Annotated in this window: 25 protein-coding genes and 1 riboswitch; of the genes, 20 read left to right on the top strand and 5 right to left on the bottom strand. The window is 66.0% G+C overall.

All coding sequences use genetic code 11. The annotated features are described in order from the left end of the window. The first annotated feature begins 69 nt into the window (after positions 1 to 69). From AC1DSD_RS14485 to AC1DSD_RS14505, 5 genes are all read left to right on the top strand, one after another. Positions 70 to 1611 (top strand): acyl-CoA synthetase, encoded by a 1542-nt coding sequence (locus AC1DSD_RS14485; protein ID WP_478031057.1) that lies wholly within the window; start codon positions 70 to 72, stop codon positions 1609 to 1611. Between the two features lie 79 nt (positions 1612 to 1690). Continuing rightward, positions 1691 to 2473: a crotonase/enoyl-CoA hydratase family protein gene (locus AC1DSD_RS14490; RefSeq protein ID WP_478031059.1), complete on the top strand. Its 783-nt coding sequence runs from the start codon at positions 1691 to 1693 to the stop codon at positions 2471 to 2473. A gap of 51 nt (positions 2474 to 2524) precedes the next feature. After that, a complete protein-coding gene (locus AC1DSD_RS14495; RefSeq protein WP_478031061.1) occupies positions 2525 to 3445 on the top strand; it encodes an MBL fold metallo-hydrolase in 921 nt (306 codons plus the stop codon). A gap of 20 nt (positions 3446 to 3465) precedes the next feature. Next, positions 3466 to 4020, top strand: coding sequence for an N-acetyltransferase family protein (locus tag AC1DSD_RS14500; protein ID WP_478031062.1), 555 nt, complete (start codon positions 3466 to 3468; stop codon positions 4018 to 4020). A 72-nt stretch (positions 4021 to 4092) separates the two neighbouring features. Next, positions 4093 to 4788, top strand: a complete 696-nt coding sequence (locus AC1DSD_RS14505; RefSeq protein ID WP_478031064.1) for an endonuclease/exonuclease/phosphatase family protein — start codon at positions 4093 to 4095, stop codon at positions 4786 to 4788. A gap of 4 nt (positions 4789 to 4792) precedes the next feature. Here AC1DSD_RS14505 and AC1DSD_RS14510 read toward each other — a convergent pair whose 3' ends face one another. Then, the gene (locus AC1DSD_RS14510) at positions 4793 to 5215 is read right to left on the bottom strand and encodes an acyl-CoA thioesterase (protein WP_478031066.1); all 423 of its coding nucleotides are present in this window, start codon (positions 5213 to 5215) and stop codon (positions 4793 to 4795) included. 179 nt (positions 5216 to 5394) lie between these two features. Here AC1DSD_RS14510 and AC1DSD_RS14515 point away from each other — a divergent pair, with 179 nt between their 5' ends. From AC1DSD_RS14515 to AC1DSD_RS14525, 3 genes are all read left to right on the top strand, one after another. Continuing rightward, on the top strand, positions 5395 to 5847 hold the full coding sequence (locus AC1DSD_RS14515) for a hypothetical protein (RefSeq protein ID WP_478031067.1): 453 nt from the start codon (positions 5395 to 5397) through the stop codon (positions 5845 to 5847). Between the two features lie 91 nt (positions 5848 to 5938). After that, positions 5939 to 6604 (top strand): nitroreductase, encoded by a 666-nt coding sequence (locus AC1DSD_RS14520; protein WP_478031068.1) that lies wholly within the window; start codon positions 5939 to 5941, stop codon positions 6602 to 6604. 145 nt (positions 6605 to 6749) lie between these two features. Further along, positions 6750 to 7703: an alpha/beta fold hydrolase gene (locus AC1DSD_RS14525; protein ID WP_478031070.1), complete on the top strand. Its 954-nt coding sequence runs from the start codon at positions 6750 to 6752 to the stop codon at positions 7701 to 7703. Positions 7704 to 7763: 60 nt separating this feature from the next. On the opposite strand, the gene AC1DSD_RS14530 is transcribed toward AC1DSD_RS14525, so the two are convergent. Both AC1DSD_RS14530 and AC1DSD_RS14535 read right to left on the bottom strand, forming a co-directional pair. After that, on the bottom strand, positions 7764 to 8078 hold the full coding sequence (locus tag AC1DSD_RS14530) for a transcriptional regulator (RefSeq protein ID WP_478031072.1): 315 nt from the start codon (positions 8076 to 8078) through the stop codon (positions 7764 to 7766). Further along, positions 8062 to 8508, bottom strand: coding sequence for a hypothetical protein (locus AC1DSD_RS14535; RefSeq protein WP_478031073.1), 447 nt, complete (start codon positions 8506 to 8508; stop codon positions 8062 to 8064). The genes AC1DSD_RS14530 and AC1DSD_RS14535 overlap by 17 nt, the downstream gene beginning before the upstream one ends. A 186-nt stretch (positions 8509 to 8694) precedes the next feature. Here AC1DSD_RS14535 and AC1DSD_RS14540 point away from each other — a divergent pair, with 186 nt between their 5' ends. The 10 genes from AC1DSD_RS14540 to AC1DSD_RS14585 all read left to right on the top strand — a co-directional run bounded on the left by AC1DSD_RS14540 (position 8695) and on the right by AC1DSD_RS14585 (position 16538). Further along, positions 8695 to 9333 (top strand): nicotinate-nucleotide adenylyltransferase, encoded by a 639-nt coding sequence (locus AC1DSD_RS14540; protein ID WP_478031074.1) that lies wholly within the window; start codon positions 8695 to 8697, stop codon positions 9331 to 9333. 8 nt (positions 9334 to 9341) lie between these two features. Next, a complete protein-coding gene (rsfS, locus tag AC1DSD_RS14545; protein WP_478031075.1) occupies positions 9342 to 9728 on the top strand; it encodes a ribosome silencing factor in 387 nt (128 codons plus the stop codon). Between the two features lie 145 nt (positions 9729 to 9873). Next, positions 9874 to 10296 carry a 23S rRNA (pseudouridine(1915)-N(3))-methyltransferase RlmH gene (locus AC1DSD_RS14550; RefSeq protein ID WP_478031077.1) on the top strand — a complete coding sequence of 141 codons (423 nt, stop codon included), beginning with the start codon at positions 9874 to 9876 and terminating at the stop codon, positions 10294 to 10296. A gap of 4 nt (positions 10297 to 10300) precedes the next feature. After that, positions 10301 to 11494 (top strand): murein hydrolase activator EnvC family protein, encoded by a 1194-nt coding sequence (locus tag AC1DSD_RS14555; protein WP_478031078.1) that lies wholly within the window; start codon positions 10301 to 10303, stop codon positions 11492 to 11494. A 60-nt stretch (positions 11495 to 11554) separates the two neighbouring features. Continuing rightward, positions 11555 to 12898: a S41 family peptidase gene (locus AC1DSD_RS14560; protein WP_478031080.1), complete on the top strand. Its 1344-nt coding sequence runs from the start codon at positions 11555 to 11557 to the stop codon at positions 12896 to 12898. Positions 12899 to 12905: 7 nt separating this feature from the next. Next, the gene (locus AC1DSD_RS14565; RefSeq protein WP_478031081.1) at positions 12906 to 13376 is read left to right on the top strand and encodes a disulfide bond formation protein B; all 471 of its coding nucleotides are present in this window, start codon (positions 12906 to 12908) and stop codon (positions 13374 to 13376) included. After that, positions 13373 to 13909: a demethoxyubiquinone hydroxylase family protein gene (locus AC1DSD_RS14570; RefSeq protein ID WP_478031082.1), complete on the top strand. Its 537-nt coding sequence runs from the start codon at positions 13373 to 13375 to the stop codon at positions 13907 to 13909. Before AC1DSD_RS14565 ends, AC1DSD_RS14570 begins: the two co-directional genes overlap by 4 nt. Positions 13910 to 13934: 25 nt before the next feature. Then, positions 13935 to 14381 carry a hypothetical protein gene (locus AC1DSD_RS14575; protein WP_478031083.1) on the top strand — a complete coding sequence of 149 codons (447 nt, stop codon included), beginning with the start codon at positions 13935 to 13937 and terminating at the stop codon, positions 14379 to 14381. Positions 14382 to 14650: 269 nt separating this feature from the next. Then, positions 14651 to 15148, top strand: coding sequence for a DUF2306 domain-containing protein (locus AC1DSD_RS14580; protein WP_478031084.1), 498 nt, complete (start codon positions 14651 to 14653; stop codon positions 15146 to 15148). Positions 15149 to 15155: 7 nt separating this feature from the next. Next, a complete protein-coding gene (locus AC1DSD_RS14585) occupies positions 15156 to 16538 on the top strand; it encodes a hypothetical protein (RefSeq protein ID WP_478031085.1) in 1383 nt (460 codons plus the stop codon). Between the two features lie 39 nt (positions 16539 to 16577). Here AC1DSD_RS14585 and AC1DSD_RS14590 read toward each other — a convergent pair whose 3' ends face one another. Further along, complete coding sequence (locus tag AC1DSD_RS14590) at positions 16578 to 16970, bottom strand: TonB family protein (RefSeq protein WP_478031086.1); 393 nt, start codon at positions 16968 to 16970, stop codon at positions 16578 to 16580. Positions 16971 to 17245: 275 nt separating this feature from the next. Between AC1DSD_RS14590 and AC1DSD_RS14595 the strand changes: the two genes are divergently transcribed. Further along, the gene (locus AC1DSD_RS14595) at positions 17246 to 17881 is read left to right on the top strand and encodes a hypothetical protein (protein WP_478031087.1); all 636 of its coding nucleotides are present in this window, start codon (positions 17246 to 17248) and stop codon (positions 17879 to 17881) included. A 121-nt stretch (positions 17882 to 18002) separates the two neighbouring features. Beyond that, a riboswitch (ZMP/ZTP riboswitch) is annotated at positions 18003 to 18084 on the top strand. 20 nt (positions 18085 to 18104) lie between these two features. Then, a complete protein-coding gene (locus AC1DSD_RS14600; RefSeq protein ID WP_478031088.1) occupies positions 18105 to 18803 on the top strand; it encodes a DJ-1/PfpI family protein in 699 nt (232 codons plus the stop codon). Here the strand turns inward: AC1DSD_RS14600 and AC1DSD_RS14605 are convergent. Then, on the bottom strand, positions 18769 to 19419 hold the full coding sequence (locus AC1DSD_RS14605; protein ID WP_478031090.1) for a DedA family protein: 651 nt from the start codon (positions 19417 to 19419) through the stop codon (positions 18769 to 18771). The genes AC1DSD_RS14600 and AC1DSD_RS14605 overlap by 35 nt on opposite strands. Between the last annotated feature and the right edge of the window lie 20 nt (positions 19420 to 19439).

Here is a 19439-nt window from a genome sequence, read left to right on the forward strand (position 1 = left end):
GGGTACGCGCGCTCTTGCCTTGTCGCGGCGACTGGCTAGCCTTGCTGACAACGATGTAAGGAGAGGCGGATGCATCCCAGCGTCCATGCGCGGACCGACGCCGGCAAACCGGCGCTGATCGTCGCCGAAACCGGCGAGACGTGGAGCTATGCCGAGCTCGATCGCCGGTCGAACCGCGTCGCCCAGCTGTTCCGCGCGCGCGGCCTGGCGATCGGCGACACCGTCGCGATCTTCATGGACAACGTGCCGGAATATTTCGCGCTGACCTGGGGCGCGCAACGTGCCGGGCTGTTCTACGTCTGCATCTCGTCGAAGCTGACCGCGCCCGAGGCCGACTATATCGTCCGCGATTCGGGCGCGAAACTGGTCGTCGCCTCGGCCGCGCTCGCAGCCATTGCCGAGCCGCTGGCCGCGCTGATTCCCGATCTCGACCGGCTGATGCTGGGCGGCACGACGACCGGCTGGAACAGCTTCGAGGATGCGCTGGCGGCACAACCGGAGACGCCGATCGCCGACCAGCGCGCCGGGATCGACATGCTCTATTCGTCGGGCACCACCGGCCGTCCCAAAGGCGTTCGCGTCGCCTTGCCCGAGGATACCGACATCGCCGCGGTCAACGTCCTGGCGATGCTGGCGCAGGGGCTTTACGGCTTCGGTCCCGACACAATCTATCTCAGCCCCGCGCCGATGTATCATGCCGCGCCGCTGCGCTGGTGCATGACCGTCCACCGGCTCGGCGGCACCGTAATCATGATGCAGCATTTCGATCCGGTCGCCGCGCTCGCGCTGATCGCGCAATATCGCGTCAACGCCAGCCAATGGGTGCCGACCCATTTCGTCCGCATGCTCAAACTGCCCGAAGCCGATCGGCTGGCACATGACGTGTCGAGCATGAAAGCCGCGATCCACGCTGCGGCACCCTGCCCGGTCCCGGTCAAGGAAAAGATGATCGCCTGGTGGGGGCCAGTGATCTACGAATATTATGCCGGATCCGAAGGCAACGGCTTCACCTCGATCACCGCCGAGCAATGGCTTGCGCACAAGGGCTCGGTCGGCAAGCCGGCTTACGGCATCGCGCATATCTGCGGCGAGGATGGCGAGGAATTGCCGGCGGGAAGCGAAGGCCTGATCTATTTCGAAGGCGGCGGGCAGTTCGCCTATCATAACGATCCGGCCAAGACCGCCGAGGCATCGAACGCCAAGGGTTGGACGACTCTCGGCGATATCGGGCGGTTGGATGACGAAGGCTTCCTCTATCTGACCGACCGCAAGAGCTTCATGATCATCTCGGGCGGAGTGAACATCTATCCGCAGGAGATAGAGAATCGCATCATCACTCATCCCAAGGTCGCCGACGTCGCGGTGATCGGCGGCCCCGATCCAGATATGGGCGAGCGCGTGATCGCGGTTGTTCAGCCCGCCGACATGGCCGATGCCGGCCCCGCGCTTGCCGAGGAACTGACTGCCTGGTGCCGCGCCGAATTGTCGGGGGTGAAGACCCCTCGCCAGATCGACTTCACCGCCGAACTGCCGCGCCACCCCACCGGCAAGCTCTACAAACGCTTGCTCCGCGATCGCTATTGGGGCGAGAGCGGGAGCAGGATCGTCTAAGTGCGCGTCGCCCCGGCGGAGGCCGGGGCCGCTTCGCGATTCGAAGCGCGCGCGTGAACCCAGCGGCCCCGGCYCTGCCATGAACGACCGCGTCACCATCACCATTGCCGACCAGATCGCCGACGTCCGGCTGGCGCGGCCCGACAAGATGAATGCGATCGACCCGGCAATGTTCGAAGGCATCGGTGCGGCAATCGATTCGCTCGCCGGCCGCGCAGACGTCCGCTGTGTGGTGCTGTCGGGCGAGGGGCGCGGCTTTTGCGCCGGGCTCGACATGACGAGCATGCAAGGGGGTGGCTCGGGCCTGTCGTCGCGCGGCCGCAACGACCAGGGGGCGATCCTGCCGCAGCATGTGGCGTGGGGCTGGCGCAACCTGCCGATGCCGGTGATCGCGGCAGTCCATGGCGTCGCGTTCGGCGGGGGTTTTCAGATCATGTCCGGCGCCGATATCCGCATCGCCGCGCCGACCGCGCGCTTCGCTATCCGGGAAACGCATTGGGGCCTGGTTCCCGACATGGCCGGCTTTCCTCTCTGGCGCAGCCTGGTCCGCGACGACGTGCTGCGCGAACTGGTCTATACCGCACGCGAATTCGATGCCCGGGAAGCCCTGGCGCATGGCTTCGTCACCCGCCTCGCCGACGATCCGCTCAGCGCGGCAATGGACCTGGCGCGCGAGATCGCCGGCCGCAGTCCGCATGCGATTCGCGGCGACAAGCGCCTGCTCAACATGATGCACGATGTCGATCCGGTGACGATGCTCGCCGCCGAAACCGAGGAGCAGGTCAAGGTGATCGGCAAGCCCAACATGATGGAAGCGGTAGCCGCCAACATACAGAAGCGCGCCGCGGCGTTTCAGGACTGAAGCAGGGCGAGGACCTGGCCTGTCGGTGCAGGGGCTGAGAGGAGGAACAGGATGACGCTGAGACGACTGGCGCGTGGGTTGGCGATCACGGCGGTCGTGCTGCTCTGTCTGGCCGGCGCCGCGGTCTATTGGCTGTTCTACGATACTGGTCCGGCACCACGCGCAGGCTATGCGCTCGACTTGCCGGCTATCCGGGTGGCGGCGGCGAGTGTGCCGGGCAATCTTCCCACGCATATCGAGCTGGAAATCCTGTCGCACGACGCGGTGCCGCGCACAGCGATGGTGAGCGGCACCGATTGGAGCAAGATCGATCTGGCGCGGGCAAGCTACCGAATCGTGTCGCCCAATCGCTCGGTGATCGTCGATACCGGCTATGACGAGGCGAGCGCGCGGGCCTCGGGCGCCGACCGGTACGATCGCGCCGCCTATCGCCGCATGCTCGCGGGCCTGGACCGGGCCAGCGCGATCATCGTGACGCACGAGCATGGCGATCATCTGGGCGGCGTGCTGACCAGTCCCAATTTGATGCGCAACCTGCCGCATCTGCTGCTCACTCGCGCGCAAGCCGGCAGCGCGGTGGCCCCGCGCTGGCCCGAAGGCGCCCGGGACGCGTTGCGGGCGTTCGATTACGCGTCGATCAAGGCGATCGCGCCGGGAATAGTGCTGATCAAGGCGCCGGGGCACACGCCGGGATCGCAGATGATCTACGTCCGCCAGGCCGACGGTCGCGAATTCCTGTTCATGGGCGACGTTGCGTCGATGCTCGACAATGTCCGTCTCGAGCACCAGCGATCGCGCTACGTCACCTGGCTGATCAGCGGCGACGATCGCGGCGCGGTCGCCGCCGAATTGCAGGCGATCGCCGCGGTCAGCAGGGCGAATCCCGGGCTGATCCTGGTACCGGGACATGACGGCGCGGCCATCGAGGCGTTCGCCGCGCGCGGGCTGCTCGTCCGCAAGTTCCGGTTTTGAGAAGAGTGGAGCCGCCCAATATGATGGAAAGAATTGCCGCCAACCATGTCGAGGCGCGCAGCGTTGTTCGAGGTCTGAGAGAGATGAAGCTGAACGTCCGGCCAACAGTACGTGCCGATGCCGCCGCGCTTGCCGACCTGCTCAACGAGATCATCGCCGCGGGCGGCACTACCGCTTATGAGACGCCGTTCACACCCGAGGCCTTTGCCGACGCGCATGTCGATGGGCCGGGCGTGATCACCAGCATGATCGCCGAGAACGAGGATGGCGGCCCGATGGGCTTCCAGATCCTGCTCGCCAGCGACAAGCTCGGGCCCGGCTGGGGCGATATCGGCACGTTCGCGCGCCGCGGATCGACCACGCGCGGGATCGGATCGGCGCTGTTCGCCGCTACCAGGGCCGCGGCGGTCGCCGCCGGGCTGAGTGCAATCAACGCGACGATCCGCGCCGACAATACCGGCGGCCTCGCCTTCTACGCGCGGATGGGGTTTGTCGACTACGCGGTCGCGCGTGCCGTCCCGCTCACTGATGGTACACCGGTCGACCGTATCTCGCGCGGGTTCGACCTGGGGTAGGCGGACTCCGCAGATGCCCGTCGCGCGATTCAGGTCGAACCCCGCCTGCCGGGCCCCCGACAACGGTCCTGCATGAGGATCGTGACATGGAACTGCGCCGGCGCGCTCCGCCGCAAGACCTCGGCGATCGATGCGCTCGGGGCCGATATCCTCGTGGTCCAGGAATGCGAGAATCCCGCGGCATCGGACAGTGCCTATGCCGATTGGGCGGGCAATTACGCCTGGACCGGCGCGATCAAGCACAAGGGGGTCGGCGTCTTCGCGCGCAACGGCATTGCGATCGAAACGCTAGGCTGGGACGGTGACGGACTGGCGCATTTCCTGCCGGTCAGGATCGGCGGCCGGCTCGATCTGCTCGCGGTCTGGACGCAGCCGGTCGTGCCGTCGACCTATTCCTATATCGGCCAGTTCTGGCAGTATCTGCAGCGCCACCGCGCCGCTTTCGGGTCGGACTCGCTGATCTGCGGCGACTTCAACAGCAACGCGATCTGGGACCGCAAGACGCGGCACTGGAACCATTCGGATTGCGTGCGTGATCTCGGCGAGGTCGGCCTGGTCAGCCTGTATCACGTCGCATCAGGCGAACCGCAGGGAGCGGAGAGCCAACCGACCTTCTTCCTTCACCGCAACCCGGCAAAGCCTTTCCACCTCGACTATCTCTTCGCACACGCCAGCCAAGTGCCGCCGGGCTGGTCGGGGCTGGAGGTCGGCGATCCGAAAGATTGGCTGACGCTCAGCGATCATATGCCGGTGATCGTCGACCTGTGACACGTCAGGCTTCGCGCACCGGCCATTTCTCCAGTTCGGCGCGAAAGGCGGGGTCGGTTTCGCTAACGCCGGTACTGACGATCGTGACGTCGCACGTCGCCAGCGGCACGCCGTCCTGCAATGCGAGGCTCAGCGTCTGCCACGACCGCGTGCCGAGCCGACCGATCCCGCTGGCGATCGTCACCTCGGCGGGAAAATTGCCCTCACCAAGATAATTGATCTCGACATTGGCGACGAGCCCGCGGTTGCGCCCTGGCCCCAGGCTGTTGAGCCTATGATAGAACCGCACCCGCGCGGTCTCGAACAACGCCGCCCAGGCGACGTTGTTGATATGGCCGAGCACGTCGAGATCCTGAAAGCGGGTCTGGATGATGTCGTGATGCGGATAGGCGGTTGGATCGAGCCGCCAGGGTGCAGGGCGAGGCATGGCTCGTCCTTGCCGACCCCTGGTGGACAAGTCGAGTCCCCTGACCGGTATAACTTAGCGCATAGATGATATGTCGATCAGGTTCGTTATTTCCAATCCGTTGCCGGAGCGGAACGATTTTGGTTGCATCAATTTGCGAATGAGGCCTTCCTCCTATAATTAACATAGGAGAGGCTACCATGAGTCGTGCCATGATTTTGGTGGCAGTAGGCGCCACTTGTCTTGCCGCTACTGTCGCCATCTCAAAGCAATATACTGATTACATTCCACAAAAGGGCGTGTGGGAAATCAACGCCATCGAGGTCGATCCCAATCACGTCGATGACTATCTGACCGGCCTACGCAAGTCGCAGGTCCCCGGGTTCGAGGTGATGAAGGCGCATGGAGTCATCGACTCCTACAAGTTCCTCGTCCGCAACGGCTATAACAAGGGCGCGCCGAGCGTCCTGATCATGACCCATTTCACCAGCGCCGCGATGCTCGAGCCCGATAAGGCGCGCGACCAGATGATCGAAAAGGAAATCTTCGCCAAGTTCAGCGAGGAAGAGGGCAAGATCGCGGTGGCTGGGTACGAGAAGTACCGCACCTTCATCGACGACGGCCTGTGGTCCGAGATGACGATGGCGAAATAACCGGCTTGGCCCCGGATGGCGCGTGCCGTCCGGGGCAGTCGCTACGCGATCCCGCTTGCCGATCCGCCCGCGCCGGGCAAGGGTCGCTGGCATGAACGTCTCCGACGCCATCGCGGCGCGCCGGTCGGTGCGCGGATTCCTCGATACGCCGGTCGACCCGGCGCTGCTCCGCGACATCGCGGTGAAGGCCGCGCGCGCGGCGAGCGGCGGCAATATCCAGCCCTGGCATATCGACCTCGTCACCGGCGACAGCCTGGTCGAGCTCAAGGCGATCATGGCGGCCAAGCTTGAGGCGGGTGAGACCGAAGCCCCCGGCTACGATATCTATCCCAGGGAATTCGTCGCGCCCTATCGCGCGCGCACCTTCGCGGTCGGCGAGGCGATGTACGGCCATGTCGGTATTCCGCGCGAGGACAAGGCAGCGCGGCGATCGTGGTTCGCGCGCAACTTCCAGTTCTTCGGCGCGCCAGCGGCTCTGTTCTGCACGGTCGACCGCCGGATGGGCCCGCCGCAATGGTCGGATCTCGGCATGTACCTCCAGAACGTGATGCTGCTCGCGGTCGAGGCCGGGCTGGCGACCTGCCCACAGGAATGCTGGGCGATGTATCCCGAGACGATCGAACGCTTCCTCGGCACACCCGCCGACCGCATGCTCTTTTGCGGGATGGCGATCGGGTATGAGGATGAGAGCGAGGCGGCCAACCGCTTGCGCACCGAGCGGGCGCCAGAGGAGGAGTGGCTCACTCTGCGTGACTGACCTAACCCGTCATGCCGGGCCCGTCCCGGCATCCACGGAGCCGCAAATTCCGCGCCCAGAGGCACGGTGGATGAAACTGCCCGACGGTTCATCCGAACTCGCAAGCGCCCTTGCCTCGTTCGGCCGGATGATGGAGCCTCGGTCCATGACCCGGCTCCGACTCCTGCCCGCCGTCCTCGCGACCGCTTTACTACTCCCGACCCCCGCGGCCGCCCGCTCCACCGCCACAGCTACCGGCGAACATCGCTTCGCCGTCGGCAGTGTCCACCTCTGGTACCGCGTCGCCGGCAAGCCCGGCGGCACGCCGGTCGTCTTCCTCCACGGCGGCCCGGGCGAGGGCAGCCAGACCTTCGCACGCTACGCCGGGCCGACGCTCGAAGCCCGATTGCGCATGGTCTATCTCGACCAGCGCGGCAGTGGCCGGTCGGACCGGCCCAAGGCTGCGGATAATTACTCGATCGCACAATTGGTCGACGATATCGAAGCACTCCGCGTCCACCTCGGTGCGCCGCGCATCGACCTGATCGGCCATTCGTTCGGGACGATCCTCGGCCTCGAATATGCCGCGCGTTATCCCGACCGCGTCGCGCATCTCGTGCTCGCCGGGGCGGTGCCGGACCTGCCGCGCGCGATTGATATCCAGTGCGCGCGCCTCCAGTCGAGCGACCCCGCCGCCTTCGCTCGCGCGGCGCAGGGCAAGACTCCGGGTGCCTATCCGCGCTGCGACGTCTTCAGCGCCTATGACGGCGACGCCATGAGCGCAGCGATCCACCGCAACATGTATCCGAACGCCGCCATCGGCCGGAAAGTCGACGCGATGGATTCAGCCAACAGCCTCGGCAATACCGGCGAATTGGGCAATGCGCTCAGCTCCAAGGGGTTATGGAGCTACCACTTCGCCGACGCCGCCAAGGTGAGCGCGCCGACGCTCGTCATCGCCGGCGGCCGTGATTTCCAGGCGGTCGAGGCGCCGCAACGCGACCTGGCGAAGGCCCTGCCCCGCGGCCGCTTCCTGCTCTACCCAAACGACGGCCACTTCATGTTCGTCGAGGAACCGCAGCGTTTTGCGAAGGACGTTGCTGCGTTCCTGCGGCGATAGCGGAACCGTTAAATTGCGCGCCATTCATGCCTCCTTCCAGGGCGGCGCCCGGTCCTCCGCTCAACCGCCCGCGACGATCCGCTGGAGCGCGGCGACATGGTCGTCAAACACCTTGCGGCCGATGCGAGTCAGGCTGACCCAGGTGCGCTGGCGGCCGTCGAGCGCAGCCTTGCGCAAGGAGATGAACCCCGCGTCCGACAGCGCCGCAAGGTGCTTGGACATCACCGAATCGCTGCTCGCCGTGATCTCTTTGAGCCGGGCGAATTCCGCGTCCTGAGCATTGGCCAGCACCGCCATCACCTGGAGCCGCGCCGGCGCCTGGAGCAGCGGCTCGAACCCCGCGATCGGGTTGAGCGGCTCAGGCGCCGAGTTCACGGACGAATACCCGCTGCCAGATCATACTGCCGATATAGCCGATGACGAACGACGCCGCGGCGAGCGCCAGGCTGATCATGGGCTGGCCGCGATCGAGCGCGAAATAGCAGCTCGCGGCATAGAGCAGCAGGATCAGCGCCAGCATCGGCAAGGCGACCAAGCGCGTCTTGCCGCGGCGATAGCCATTGACGAACACGCCCAGCCGGCGCCGGTCGGATTGCACGACTAGGGCGATGGCGACGAATATCAGCGCCAGCAGAACGAAGCGCAGCGTCAGCGGCACGGCGGGGGTGGCGACCAGCGCCGCCATCATCCCGGCGAACACCGCATGGCGCCAGGGCGGGCACATCGCGAGCCGCGCCAGGTCCTGTTCGGCCGCGCCCTTTGCCATCAAGGCGAGGCGAGCCTGTTCCTCGAAGGTTGTCATCATCGATTCCTCACTTTCCAATATGGAAAGAGATATTTCCAACTTTCCAAGTTGGCAAGTAAAAACTTTCCATATTGGAAAATGACGGCCTAGCTATATTCCCCTCCCCCTTGCCCGGCGAACATCACCCGTCCACAGAGAAACGATGACCAAGCCCGCTCCCGCGCCCAAGGCATCGTCCGGCATCTGATGGCGGGGGCATTGCGCGTCGGGCTGTTGGGTGGATCGTTCAACCCCGCGCATTCGGGGCATCGGGCGATCAGCCTGGCGGCGATCAAGGCGTTGGGGCTCGACGAAGTCTGGTGGATGGTGTCGCCCGGCAACCCCCTGAAGGACAAGGCGACCGACATGGCGCCGTTCGCGGTGCGCTTCGCCTCGGCGCGCGCGATGGCCGGGCACGCGCCGATTCGGGTGACCGCGATCGAGCAGCGGCTTGGGACGCGCTACACGGTGGATACGTTGGCCAAGCTGCAGCAGCTCTATTCGCGGATCGACTTCATCTGGCTGATGGGCGAGGACAATCTGGTCAATTTCGACCAGTGGAAGGGTTGGCGCCATATAGCGAAATCGATCCCGATTGCGGTTATCGCGCGGCCGGGCTATGATCATGCTGCCCAGGCGGTACCCGCTATGGGTTGGTTGCGGCGCTTTTTCCGGCCCGTACACCAGGCGAAGAACTGGACTATGTGGAGATTGCCAGCCCTCGTGCTGCTTCGTTTCCGCCCTGATTCCACCTCAGCCACCCGGCTGCGTTTGGCCGATCCGGCCTGGCAGCGTCGTTTCCTTCGTCGATCGCACGACACCGATCCTCCTTCCTCCGCACCATAGGACCCACATTGGCCACTAACCCGCATGCGTACCGCTCGTCCGACCCCCAGGGGGCCGAGACGTTGCACCAGCTTGTCCTGTCCAGCCTGGATGACGACCAGGCGGTCGACACCATCTCGATCCCGCTCGCCGGCAAATCGTCGATCGCCGATCACATGGTGATCGCGAGCGGCCGGTCGACGCGTCAGGTCGCGTCGATGGCGCAGAAGCTCGCCGAGCGGATCAAGGCCGAAACCGGCCGCGGCCCGCGGATCGAAGGCCTGCCGACCGCTGACTGGGTGCTGATCGACGCCGGCGACGTGATCATCCATCTGTTCCGCCCCGAGGTCCGCACCTTCTACAATCTCGAGCGGATGTGGGCGTTCGGCGACGGGCCATCGGGTTCGTCGCACTAAGACAAGTGTTTGTGGGGTGAGACAGCCTCACCGCTATACGTCACCCCGGACTTGTTCCGGGGTCCAACCCTCCACACCGGAATCGCTCCGTTGTCGCACGTTGGATGCCGGAACTAGTCCGGCATGACGGGAAGGATTTAGTCCAATGCTCCTCCACATCGTCGCGCGAGGCCGGATCGGGCGGAGTCCGGAGGCGGAGCTGGTCGACCGTTATCTCAAGCGCGTCAGCTTCCCGACGCGGGTGACTGAATTGCCCGATACCGGCGGCAAGATGCCGGTGGTCGAACCGCAAACGCGCATCGTCATGCTCGACGAGACCGGCGACACGCCGGGGTCGGTCGCGTTCGCCGAAAAGCTCGGCAAATGGCGCGACGACGGGGTACGCGAAATCCGCTTCCTGATCGGCGCCGCGGACGGATTTTCCGCAGAGGAGCGCAAGGCCGCCGACTGGCTGGTGTCGTTCGGCCGGCTGACCTGGCCGCACATGCTGGCGCGCGCGATGCTGGCCGAGCAATTGTGGCGCGCGAGCTCGATCCTTGCCAACCATCCCTATCATCGCGAAGGGTAGCGCGATGCGCGCCGCCTGGACTCTTGCCTTGCTCCCGATCGCCGCCGCCTTCGCCGCGAGCCAGGGCAATGCCCAACCCGATCCAGCACAGTCCGATCTGGCCGACCAGCAGCGCCGCTTGCTCGCCGCACGGGCGCAATCGGCCGCCGCCGCCGAGCGTGCGGCGAAACTCGACGCCGCGGCTAAAGCCGAACAGAACGAAGCCGCCAGGGCGCGCGCCGAGGAAGAGGCGATGGGCGCACGGATCCAGCAGGCCCAGGCCGATATCGCCGCGGCGAGCGCGCGGGTGACGTTGGTCGATCGGCTGCTCGGCGACCAGCAGGCCCGGCTGGCGGCGCAGCAAGGTCCGATCGCGCGCCTGATCGCCGCGCTCTGTTCGCTGGCGCAGCGGCCGGACGCGGTCAGCGTGATGCAGCCGGGATCGGTCGGCGACCTGGTCCATGTCCGCGCGGTGATCGGCAGCACGCTGCCACTGGTGCGTGCGCGCACGGCGGGGTTGCGTGCCGACCTGAACAATACCCGCCGGCTGCGCGCCGACGCCGCGCTCGCCGCGCGCAGCCTGACCGAAGGGCGCCGCCGGCTGGAGAGCAACCGCATCGCGCTGGCGCGGCTGGAGGCGGAGCATCGCCTGAAGTCGCAGGATCTCAGCCGCTCCGCATTGGCCGAGAGCGACCGCGCGATCGGCCTGGGCGAGCGCGCCCGCGACTTGGTCGACAATATGCAGGAAACGACCAACGCCAGCGCGACCGCGACCGCGCTGGCCGCGCTGTCGGGACCGTTGCCGCGCCCCGGCGAGGCGACCGACCCGCCTTTGTCGTGGACCGGCGGCACGGCGCCTTATCGCGTGCCGGTCACTGGCAAGCTGGTCACCGGGTTCGGCGAGGTGTCGTCCGACGCCGGCGTCACCTCGCGCGGGCTGACCTGGGCAGTGCCGGGCGGCGCCGATATCGCCGCGCCCGCCGCCGGCAAGATCGTGTTCGCCGGCCCGTTCCGTGATTATGGCAAGATCGTCGTGATCGATCATGGCGGCGGCTGGAGCACCGTGCTGATCGGGCTGGGCAGCTTGTCGGTCACCACCGGCCAGCGCGTCGGACAAGGCGCGCTGCTCGGCGCGGCACCGCAAGGCGAAGATCGCCAGGTCACCGCCGAACTGCGCCGCAAGGGCCGTCCCGTCGATCCGGTGGCGCTGACTGGCTAGGCCCGCCGAATACCGCTACATGACACCAGAAGTTGAGCAAGATCGGAACGCAGTAACCCCATGGCCCGTGCTTTTACCTGGCTCCAGGCGACCGCCATCGCCGGCGCCATCGCCCTCGTCCCTACCGCCACCGCGGCGATGGCGGCCTCCGACGGCGACACCTATCGCGAGATCGACCGGTTCATGGAGGTCTTCAACCAGGTCAAGAAGTCCTATGTCGACAAGGTCGACGACAAGACGCTGATCCGCGGCGCGATCGACGGCATGCTCAACAGCCTCGACCCGCATTCGTCCTATATGGACGCGGTCGATTTTCAGAACATGAAGATCCTGACCGAAGGCAATTATGGCGGCCTGGGTCTGTCGGTCACGATGCAGGACGGCGCGGTCAAGGTCATCGCGCCGCAGGAAGACACGCCCGCCTTCCGCGCCGGGATCAAGGCCGGCGATTACATCACCCATATCGACGGGCAGCTGATCTTCGGCGAAACGCTGGACCAGGCGATCACCTCGATGCGCGGCAAGCCGGGCACCAAGATCTCGCTGACCCTGGTCCGTCCGGGCCGCGACAAGCCGATCGACGTCAGCCTGGTCCGCGAGATCATCGTCCAGAAACCGGTGAAGTGGGAAGTCCGCGACGGTATCGGCTATATCAACATCAACACTTTCTCCGAAAATACCGGCGCCGACGTCCGCTCGGCGATCTCCAGCGTCGACAAGTCGCTCGGACACAAGCCGCTCGGCTATGTCGTCGACCTGCGCGACAATGGCGGCGGCTTGCTGAGCCAGGCGATCGAAGTGTCCGATGCGTTCCTGTCCTATGGCGAGATCGTCAGCCAGCGCGGCCGCGATGCCGCGGATATCGAGCGTTACTACGCCAAGCCGGGTGATCTCGCGACCGGGCTGCCGGTGATCGTGCTGACCAATGCCGGCACCGCATCGGCGTCCGAGATCGTCGCCGGCGCGCTGCAGGACCATCACCGCGCGCTGATCATGGGCGAACGCAGTTTCGGCAAGGGATCGGTGCAGACCTTGCTCCAGCTCGACGAGAATAGCGCGCTCCGCCTGACCACCGCGCGTTATTATACGCCGTCGGGACGGTCGGTGCAGGAAGGCGGCATCCGCCCCGACATTGCAGTGCCGCAGATTTCGGACCCCGATTACAAATCGCGCCCGATCTTCCGCGAAGCCGATCTGCGCAAGCATCTGGTCAACGAGGTCAAGGCCGACAACGCGATCCTCGAAGAGGACACCAAGACCGATCCGCGCTTCGCCGCGACGCCCGATGAGCTCAAGAAGAAGGGCGTGACCGATTTCCAGCTGTGGTACGCGCTGCAGACGATCGGGCGACTGTCCAAGGTGCCCGCCGTGACCACCGCGGCGGCGACGCCGAAGAAGCGCTGAGACCGTCATGACCTCGCTGCAAAAGGCCCGCGCGCTCGCCTTGCTGATCCCCGCCGCGCTGCTCGCCGGCGCCTGGGGGTTCCAGCTGATCGGGCACCTCTACCCGTGCGAGATGTGTCATTGGCAGCGCTGGCCGCATTACGCCGCGCTGCCGATCGCGTTGCTGGCGTTCGTGCCGGGCATGCCGCAGCGGCCACTGGTCGCGCTGGCGGCGATCGCGATTGCGATCAGCGGCGCGATCGGCGTGGCGCATGCCGGGGTCGAATATCATTGGTGGCAGGGGTTCACGCCGTGCACCTCCACCTTCAGCAGCGGCGGTGACACGCTGACCGCGATCATGAACGCGCCGGTGGTGCGCTGCGATGCGCCGCAATGGACCTTTGCCGGCATTTCGCTGGCGGGGTTCAACGCGATCGTCTCTCTGAGCGGCGCGCTAGTCATCCTGGTCCTGCTGACTCGCCGGAGCCGCGCGGCATGAAGCGCTGGCGCCCCGGTGATCGCAGACCGCGGACCGACTCGATGATCCGCGTCGACCAGGCCGGCGAGTACGGCGCGACGCGCATCTATGCCGGGCAATTGGCAATCATGGGCGACCGCACCCACGCTGCGCGCGAGATCGCCGGCATGGCGCGGCAGGAGGAACGCCATCGCGCGTTCTTCGACAAGATGATCGCCGATCGCGGCGTGCGCCCTACCCTGCTCCAGCCATTCTGGAGCGTCGCCGGCTTCGCGCTCGGCGCGGCGACCGCGGCGATCGGCCCCGAAGCCGCGATGGCCTGCACCGCGGCGGTCGAAACCGAGATCGACAAACATTATTCAGAACAGCTTCAGCAACTAGGCGATAGCGATCCCGCATTGTCGGCGGCGATCGCGGAATTTCAGGCCGAGGAGGTCGAGCATCGCGAGACCGCACTGGCGCACGGCGCGGAATCGGCGCCGGCCTATCCGCTGATGTCGGCGCTGATCCGGCTCGGCTGCAGGGTGGCGATCGAAACCGCCAAGCGCCTCTAGGCGTTGGCGGGAGAAGGAGACGAGGATGCGTAATATTGCCCTGGGCCTGCTGGCCGCGACGATGATCGCGATGCCCGCGACCGCACAAGTGGCGGGTCCCGGCGTGCCGCCGCCGCCCAAGCCGACCGCGCCTGGCCAGGTGTCGCGCAACGCGCCGGTCAACGGGGTTTTGGTGCTCTATGGCAACGAGCAATGCCCGACCGACCGCGACGGCAACGAGATCGTCGTCTGCACGCGCCGCGACGCCGCCGAGCAATTCCGGGTTCCCAAGGAATTGCGCAATTTCAAGGTCACGCCCGAAAATCAGAGCTGGGCGCTGCGCGCGCAAGGCACGCTCGACACCGGCGCGTCGGGAATCGGATCGTGCTCGGCGATCGGCCCGGGCGGCTCGCTCGGCTGCTCGCAACAGCAGTTCCGCGAGAACAAGCTGATCAACAAGGACCGCAAGGAAGCCGAGGAAGAGGGGAAGTAGGCCCAGGTAGCGCTGGCGGCCGGGTCCGGCTGTAGCTCCTTGAATCGGGCCGACGCTGCGTTGCATTGCTCAACCGTCATGCCGGGCTTGTCCCGGCATCCACCGTGCAACAACACCTCATCTCGGTAGTGGAGGAGTGGACCCCGGCACAAGGCCGGGGTGACGTCGGTGGCGCCGCCGTGCGCCAGGACCACTTGTTCCCTTCCCTCGCGCTGGAACCGATTCTAGGTTCGCCCCGACAACATGGGGGACCGATGGCAACCTTATTCATGAAAACCGATACGAAGGCCGGCTCGATCGCGCCCAATTGGTACGACAAGGTCCTGTCGGGCGCGGCGATGCTGCTGCTCGCGATCATGGTCGTCGCATTGGCGCGGGGCGCGCCGCAATGGCCGCACGTTCCCGGCATCGTCTGGGCGCATCTCGTCACCGTGCTGGTCGCGCTGGTGCTGACGCCGTGGATGCTGCTCAGGGCGCGCGGTACCAAGACCCACCGGCTACTCGGCAAGATCTGGGTAACGGCGATGGTCGCCACCGCGGCGCTCAGCCTGTTGGTCAAGACGATCAATCCCGGCCATTTCAGCCTGATCCATATCCTGTCGATCTTTGTGCTGGTGATGGCACCGCGCGTCTGGCTGACCGCGCGCGCGCATCAGGTCGCGCGGCATCGCGCGACGGTGCGCGGGCTGGTCACCGGCGCATTGCTGATCGCCGGCTTCTTCACCTTGCCGCCGTTTCGGCTGCTCGGCGGCTGGCTGTTCGGCTAACAAGCGAATGGCGCGGACGCGATTGCTGCTGTTCGCATTGGTCTGGCTGTCATGCGTATGGTTCGGATCGTGGGCGCTCAATCCCAATAATGCGACGCGGATCTATGCCGGCATGGCGCTGGTCGAGCGCGGCGACGCGCGGATCGATCAATATCAGGCGCTTACGATCGACAAGGCCGAGTTCGGCGGCCATTTCTATATGGACAAGGCACCGGGGATGACCTTGTTGTCGCTGCCCGCGATGGCGATCGCCGACCATGTCGGGCGGCCGCTCGAATATGTGCCGCCGACGCTCTACGACGCGACCTTCGAACATTACATGACGGTACGCGTGCGTCTGGCGGTCGCGCTGGCGAGCGCCGTCATCACCGCACTGGCGGCATTGGCGATGCACGATCTCGGACTGCGGCTGACGGGGAGTGCGAGCGGCGCTTTAGTCGCGAGCCTGGGCTTCGCGCTGGGCACGCCGGTCTGGGGCTGGTCGACCACCTTGTTCGGCCATGCGCCGGTGGCGGGGCTGTTCGTGATCGCGGTGTGGGCCTTGTGGCGCGCGGGCGAGGGTCAGACGATGCGCTTCGCGGCGATCGGCGGCGCGGCGCTGGGGCTGGCGGTACTGATCGAGTTCGAGGCGGCATTGGCGGGGTCGGTGATCGCGATCTGGGGAGCGCTCCGGCTGTGGCGCGCCGACCGCCGCGCGGTCGCGGCAGCGGCGGTCGCCGGGCTTGTTACGCTGCTCGTGCCGTTCTGGACCTATAACATGATCGCTTTCGGCACGCTATTCCGGCTCGGCTATCAGGGAGTCGTCGGTTTCGCCGGGATGGACGAGGGCCTGTTCGGGCTGACCAGCCCCAAGCCGATGGTGCTGCTGAAGATCCTTGTCGGCATGCGGCGCGGCCTATTGTGGGTGGCACCGGTGCTGATCCCAGCCTTCATCGGATTGTGGTTGCTCGGCAGAAGGCATCGCGGCCTGGCGATCATGCTGGCGGCGGCGGCGCTCACCGTGCTGCTGGTCAATTCGGCCTATGTCTATTGGGACGGCGGCCATTCGACCGGTCCGCGCCATTCGGTCCCCGCGATCGGCCTGATCGCGATCGGCCTGGCGCCGTTCTGGGCGAGCCTGAGGTTTGCGTGGGAGCGCGCGGTGACTGTCGCACTCCTGCTGCTTTCGACGGTGATCAACCTGATGATCGCTGCGGCGAATATCACCACGCCCGACACCTATCGCTTCCCGCTGGCCGATCCGATCCTAACGGCATGGAAGGCGGGCGCTCTGAGGACGCTGCCAAGCGATTTCCTGGGGTGGAGTCCGATCCCAGGCGTGGAAATCTATCTGACGGCCGCGGTCGCCTTGGCGTTTCTATTAGCCCGGCAGCTGCGGCTAAGCCGGTAGCTCTCACCATGTCGTGAGTGTGGAGACCTTGGTCGGCTCCTACCGACTCGGCGGATGCCATGGGACGTCGCGTAGCGCGAACGTATAGCGCTCGGGGTTTCCACTCGCGTCCTTCTGCACGATAAACCGGCCGCGGCGCTGGACGAGCCAGCAGGTCATTTCGTCAAGCGCGGGATTTCCGCTCGACGCGGTGACACGACAGCCGTCGACACGACCATTGGTATCGATGCTCAACATGACCGACACCTTCCCTCCCGCTCCTGTATTCCGGGCAGCGGCAGGGTAGTCCAAATCGGTGAACCATTTGTACGGATCGCCACGTGGGCCACCCGCGACCGACAGTGCCGGCGAAGCCGCACGATCTTGCGCAGACGCCGATAAGTATGGCGAAGCGAGCAACAGCCCAGCGGTCAGCATCAACAAACGCGACATGCAGTGCCTGCCTTCGAACCGAGCATTCCAACGGCGACAATCATGCTGAACGCTCTATCGGCCTTACGCAATTCCGAACATCCTCGTTCCGGACGCATCGTCCTGGGCTAGCTTGAACCTTCGCCGCAGCGTGATGCGGAATGCCCCTCGCCGGTCCGCCGCGACGGGGCAGGAAGGCGATCGGGCGTGAAGTTCCAACGGATCGCCAGATTGCGGTTCACATTCAACGCGGCGCGGCGCCTATCCGTCAGGCAATGGGATCCGGGAACGACGCCGTGAATATAGCCGCCGCCGCTTCAGCCGCCAGCCGATCGACTGATCCTAAGACGATCGACGAACTGGCGGCATTGCGCGCCGGGTTTGACCTGGCGCGGGCAAGTCAGTTGACAATGGTCCGGCTGCAGCTCGCGCTCCACAAGTCGAACCGCCGCTCCGCGATGCAGGCGCTCGACACCTTGCTCGATATCGAGGCGGAAATGGCGGAGCTTGCGGCCATCATGGACGCCGCCCCGGCGCACCCAGGCGGCGATGCAGCGCTGTCCGGCTTCATCGGATGCCAGAAGGCGGCGATCGCGGTCGAAAAACATGTCCTGGCAGGGGGTGACTGGCCCAGCGATGCCCAGCCGGACGCCATCTCCGAACCCGACGATCCGGCCGCCTCCGAACCCGACGATCCCGCGGTCTTCGTACGCGACGAACCGGCGGTCGCGGTTGCCACGCCCGTCGATCGGCCGGTCGCGATCGACCTGCCGACGCTATATCCGGCCGCGGACGTCGAGGCGGACGAAGCGGAGATCGACGATCGGCCCGGCGGCGCACGCTGGTTCCTGGTTCTTGCCGCGGCGATCGCGCTCATCGTCATTGCCGGCCTGGTCGCATGGCAGTGGCCGGCCTTGTCCGCATTGCAATAAGGGTTCGGCGTCGGAATTGATCGCGACCCGTTGGACGCACTGCCTCGCCCCCGCGATTTCGAACCTTTCGCAGAATGGCCACCCCCCCGCTTGGCCCGGCGCCGCTCGCGCGATACACTCCGCCCCGCTGCGTGACTGGCGAAACCGTGGGGCACCACAGGGGAGCGCAGCCTGATATCCCGCCGCTCGCCTGGGCATCCCGCACTCGACAAGGAGTCCGCTCATGGCCAGCATTCCGCCGATTTCCGTCGCTTTCCTGCTGTTCCCCAACGTCACCCAGCTCGACCTGACCGGGCCGGCGCAAGTGCTGTCGCGGCTGGGCAATGTGACGCTCGATCTGGTGTGGAAGGATCGTGCGCCCGTCACGACCGATGCCGGGTTCGCGATCGTGCCGACCGCAACCTTCGCCGAGGTGTCTAGCGCCGACATATTGTGCGTCCCCGGCGGCATGGGCGTGACCGAGGTGATCGCCGACGACGAGGCGATGGCGTGGGTTCGCGTGGTCGGGGCCGAAGCGCGCTGGGTGACGAGCGTCTGCACCGGATCCTTGATCCTGGGCGCGGCGGGACTGCTCAAAGGCTATCGCGCGGCGACGCATTGGTCGTGGCGCGATTATCTCGCAATGTTCGGAGCCGAGATGGCGCCCGAGCGCGTGGTGGTCGACCGCAACCGCGTGACCGGCGGCGGCGTCACCGCGGGGATCGACTTCGCGCTGACCCTAATGGCCGAGGTGCGCAGCGCCGGGTTCGCCAAGGCGGTACAACTCAGCCTGGAATATGACCCCGCACCGCCATTCGACGCCGGATCGCCCGAGAAAGCCGGACCCGAATTGGTCGCGACCTATCAGCGGCGGGTGGCGCAGCTGGCGCCTGACCGTGAGGAAAAGTTCAGGGCCGCGGCGGCTCGCTTGGGTTTTTCCTGACGCCGCGCAGGCGGTGCCACAGGTAGAAGGCGACGGCCGCGACCAGCAGGCCCGCGATGACCACATCGGCCGAATGGAACGCCGCCTTCAGCCGCGGATCGCTGTCCCATGCCTTGCCGAGCTTCATGCCGATCCAGGCGAGCCCGAAGCACCATGGCCACGAGCCGAGGAACGTATAGATGTGGAACGGCACCAGCCGCATCCGCGCGACGCCGGCCGGAAAGGCGATGAACGAGCGGATCACCGGAAGCAGCCGCCCGATCAGCACCGCGATCGAGCCGTAACGCTCGAAAAAACGGTCGGCGGCGTCGATCTCGCCCGGGCCGACCAGCACGTACTTGCCCCATTTGAGCGCGAGCGGGCGGCCGCCGCGCTTGCCGATCTCATAGGCGACGATCGAACCGAGATTACAGCCGATCGCGCCCGCGGTCGCGGCTAGATAGAGGTCGAACCGCCCGGTCGAAACGAGATAGCCGGCGAACGGCATGATGATTTCGGACGGCAGCGGAATGCATGCGCTCTCGATCGCCATCAGCAAGACGATGCCAAGATAGCCGCCCGACGAGATCACGGCGATGATGATACCGGCCAGCCAGCCCAGGATTTTCTCGATCATGGGACCGACCGATGCGCAGA

It is taken from the genome of Sphingomonas sp. P4_D12 (genome assembly GCF_056401895.1).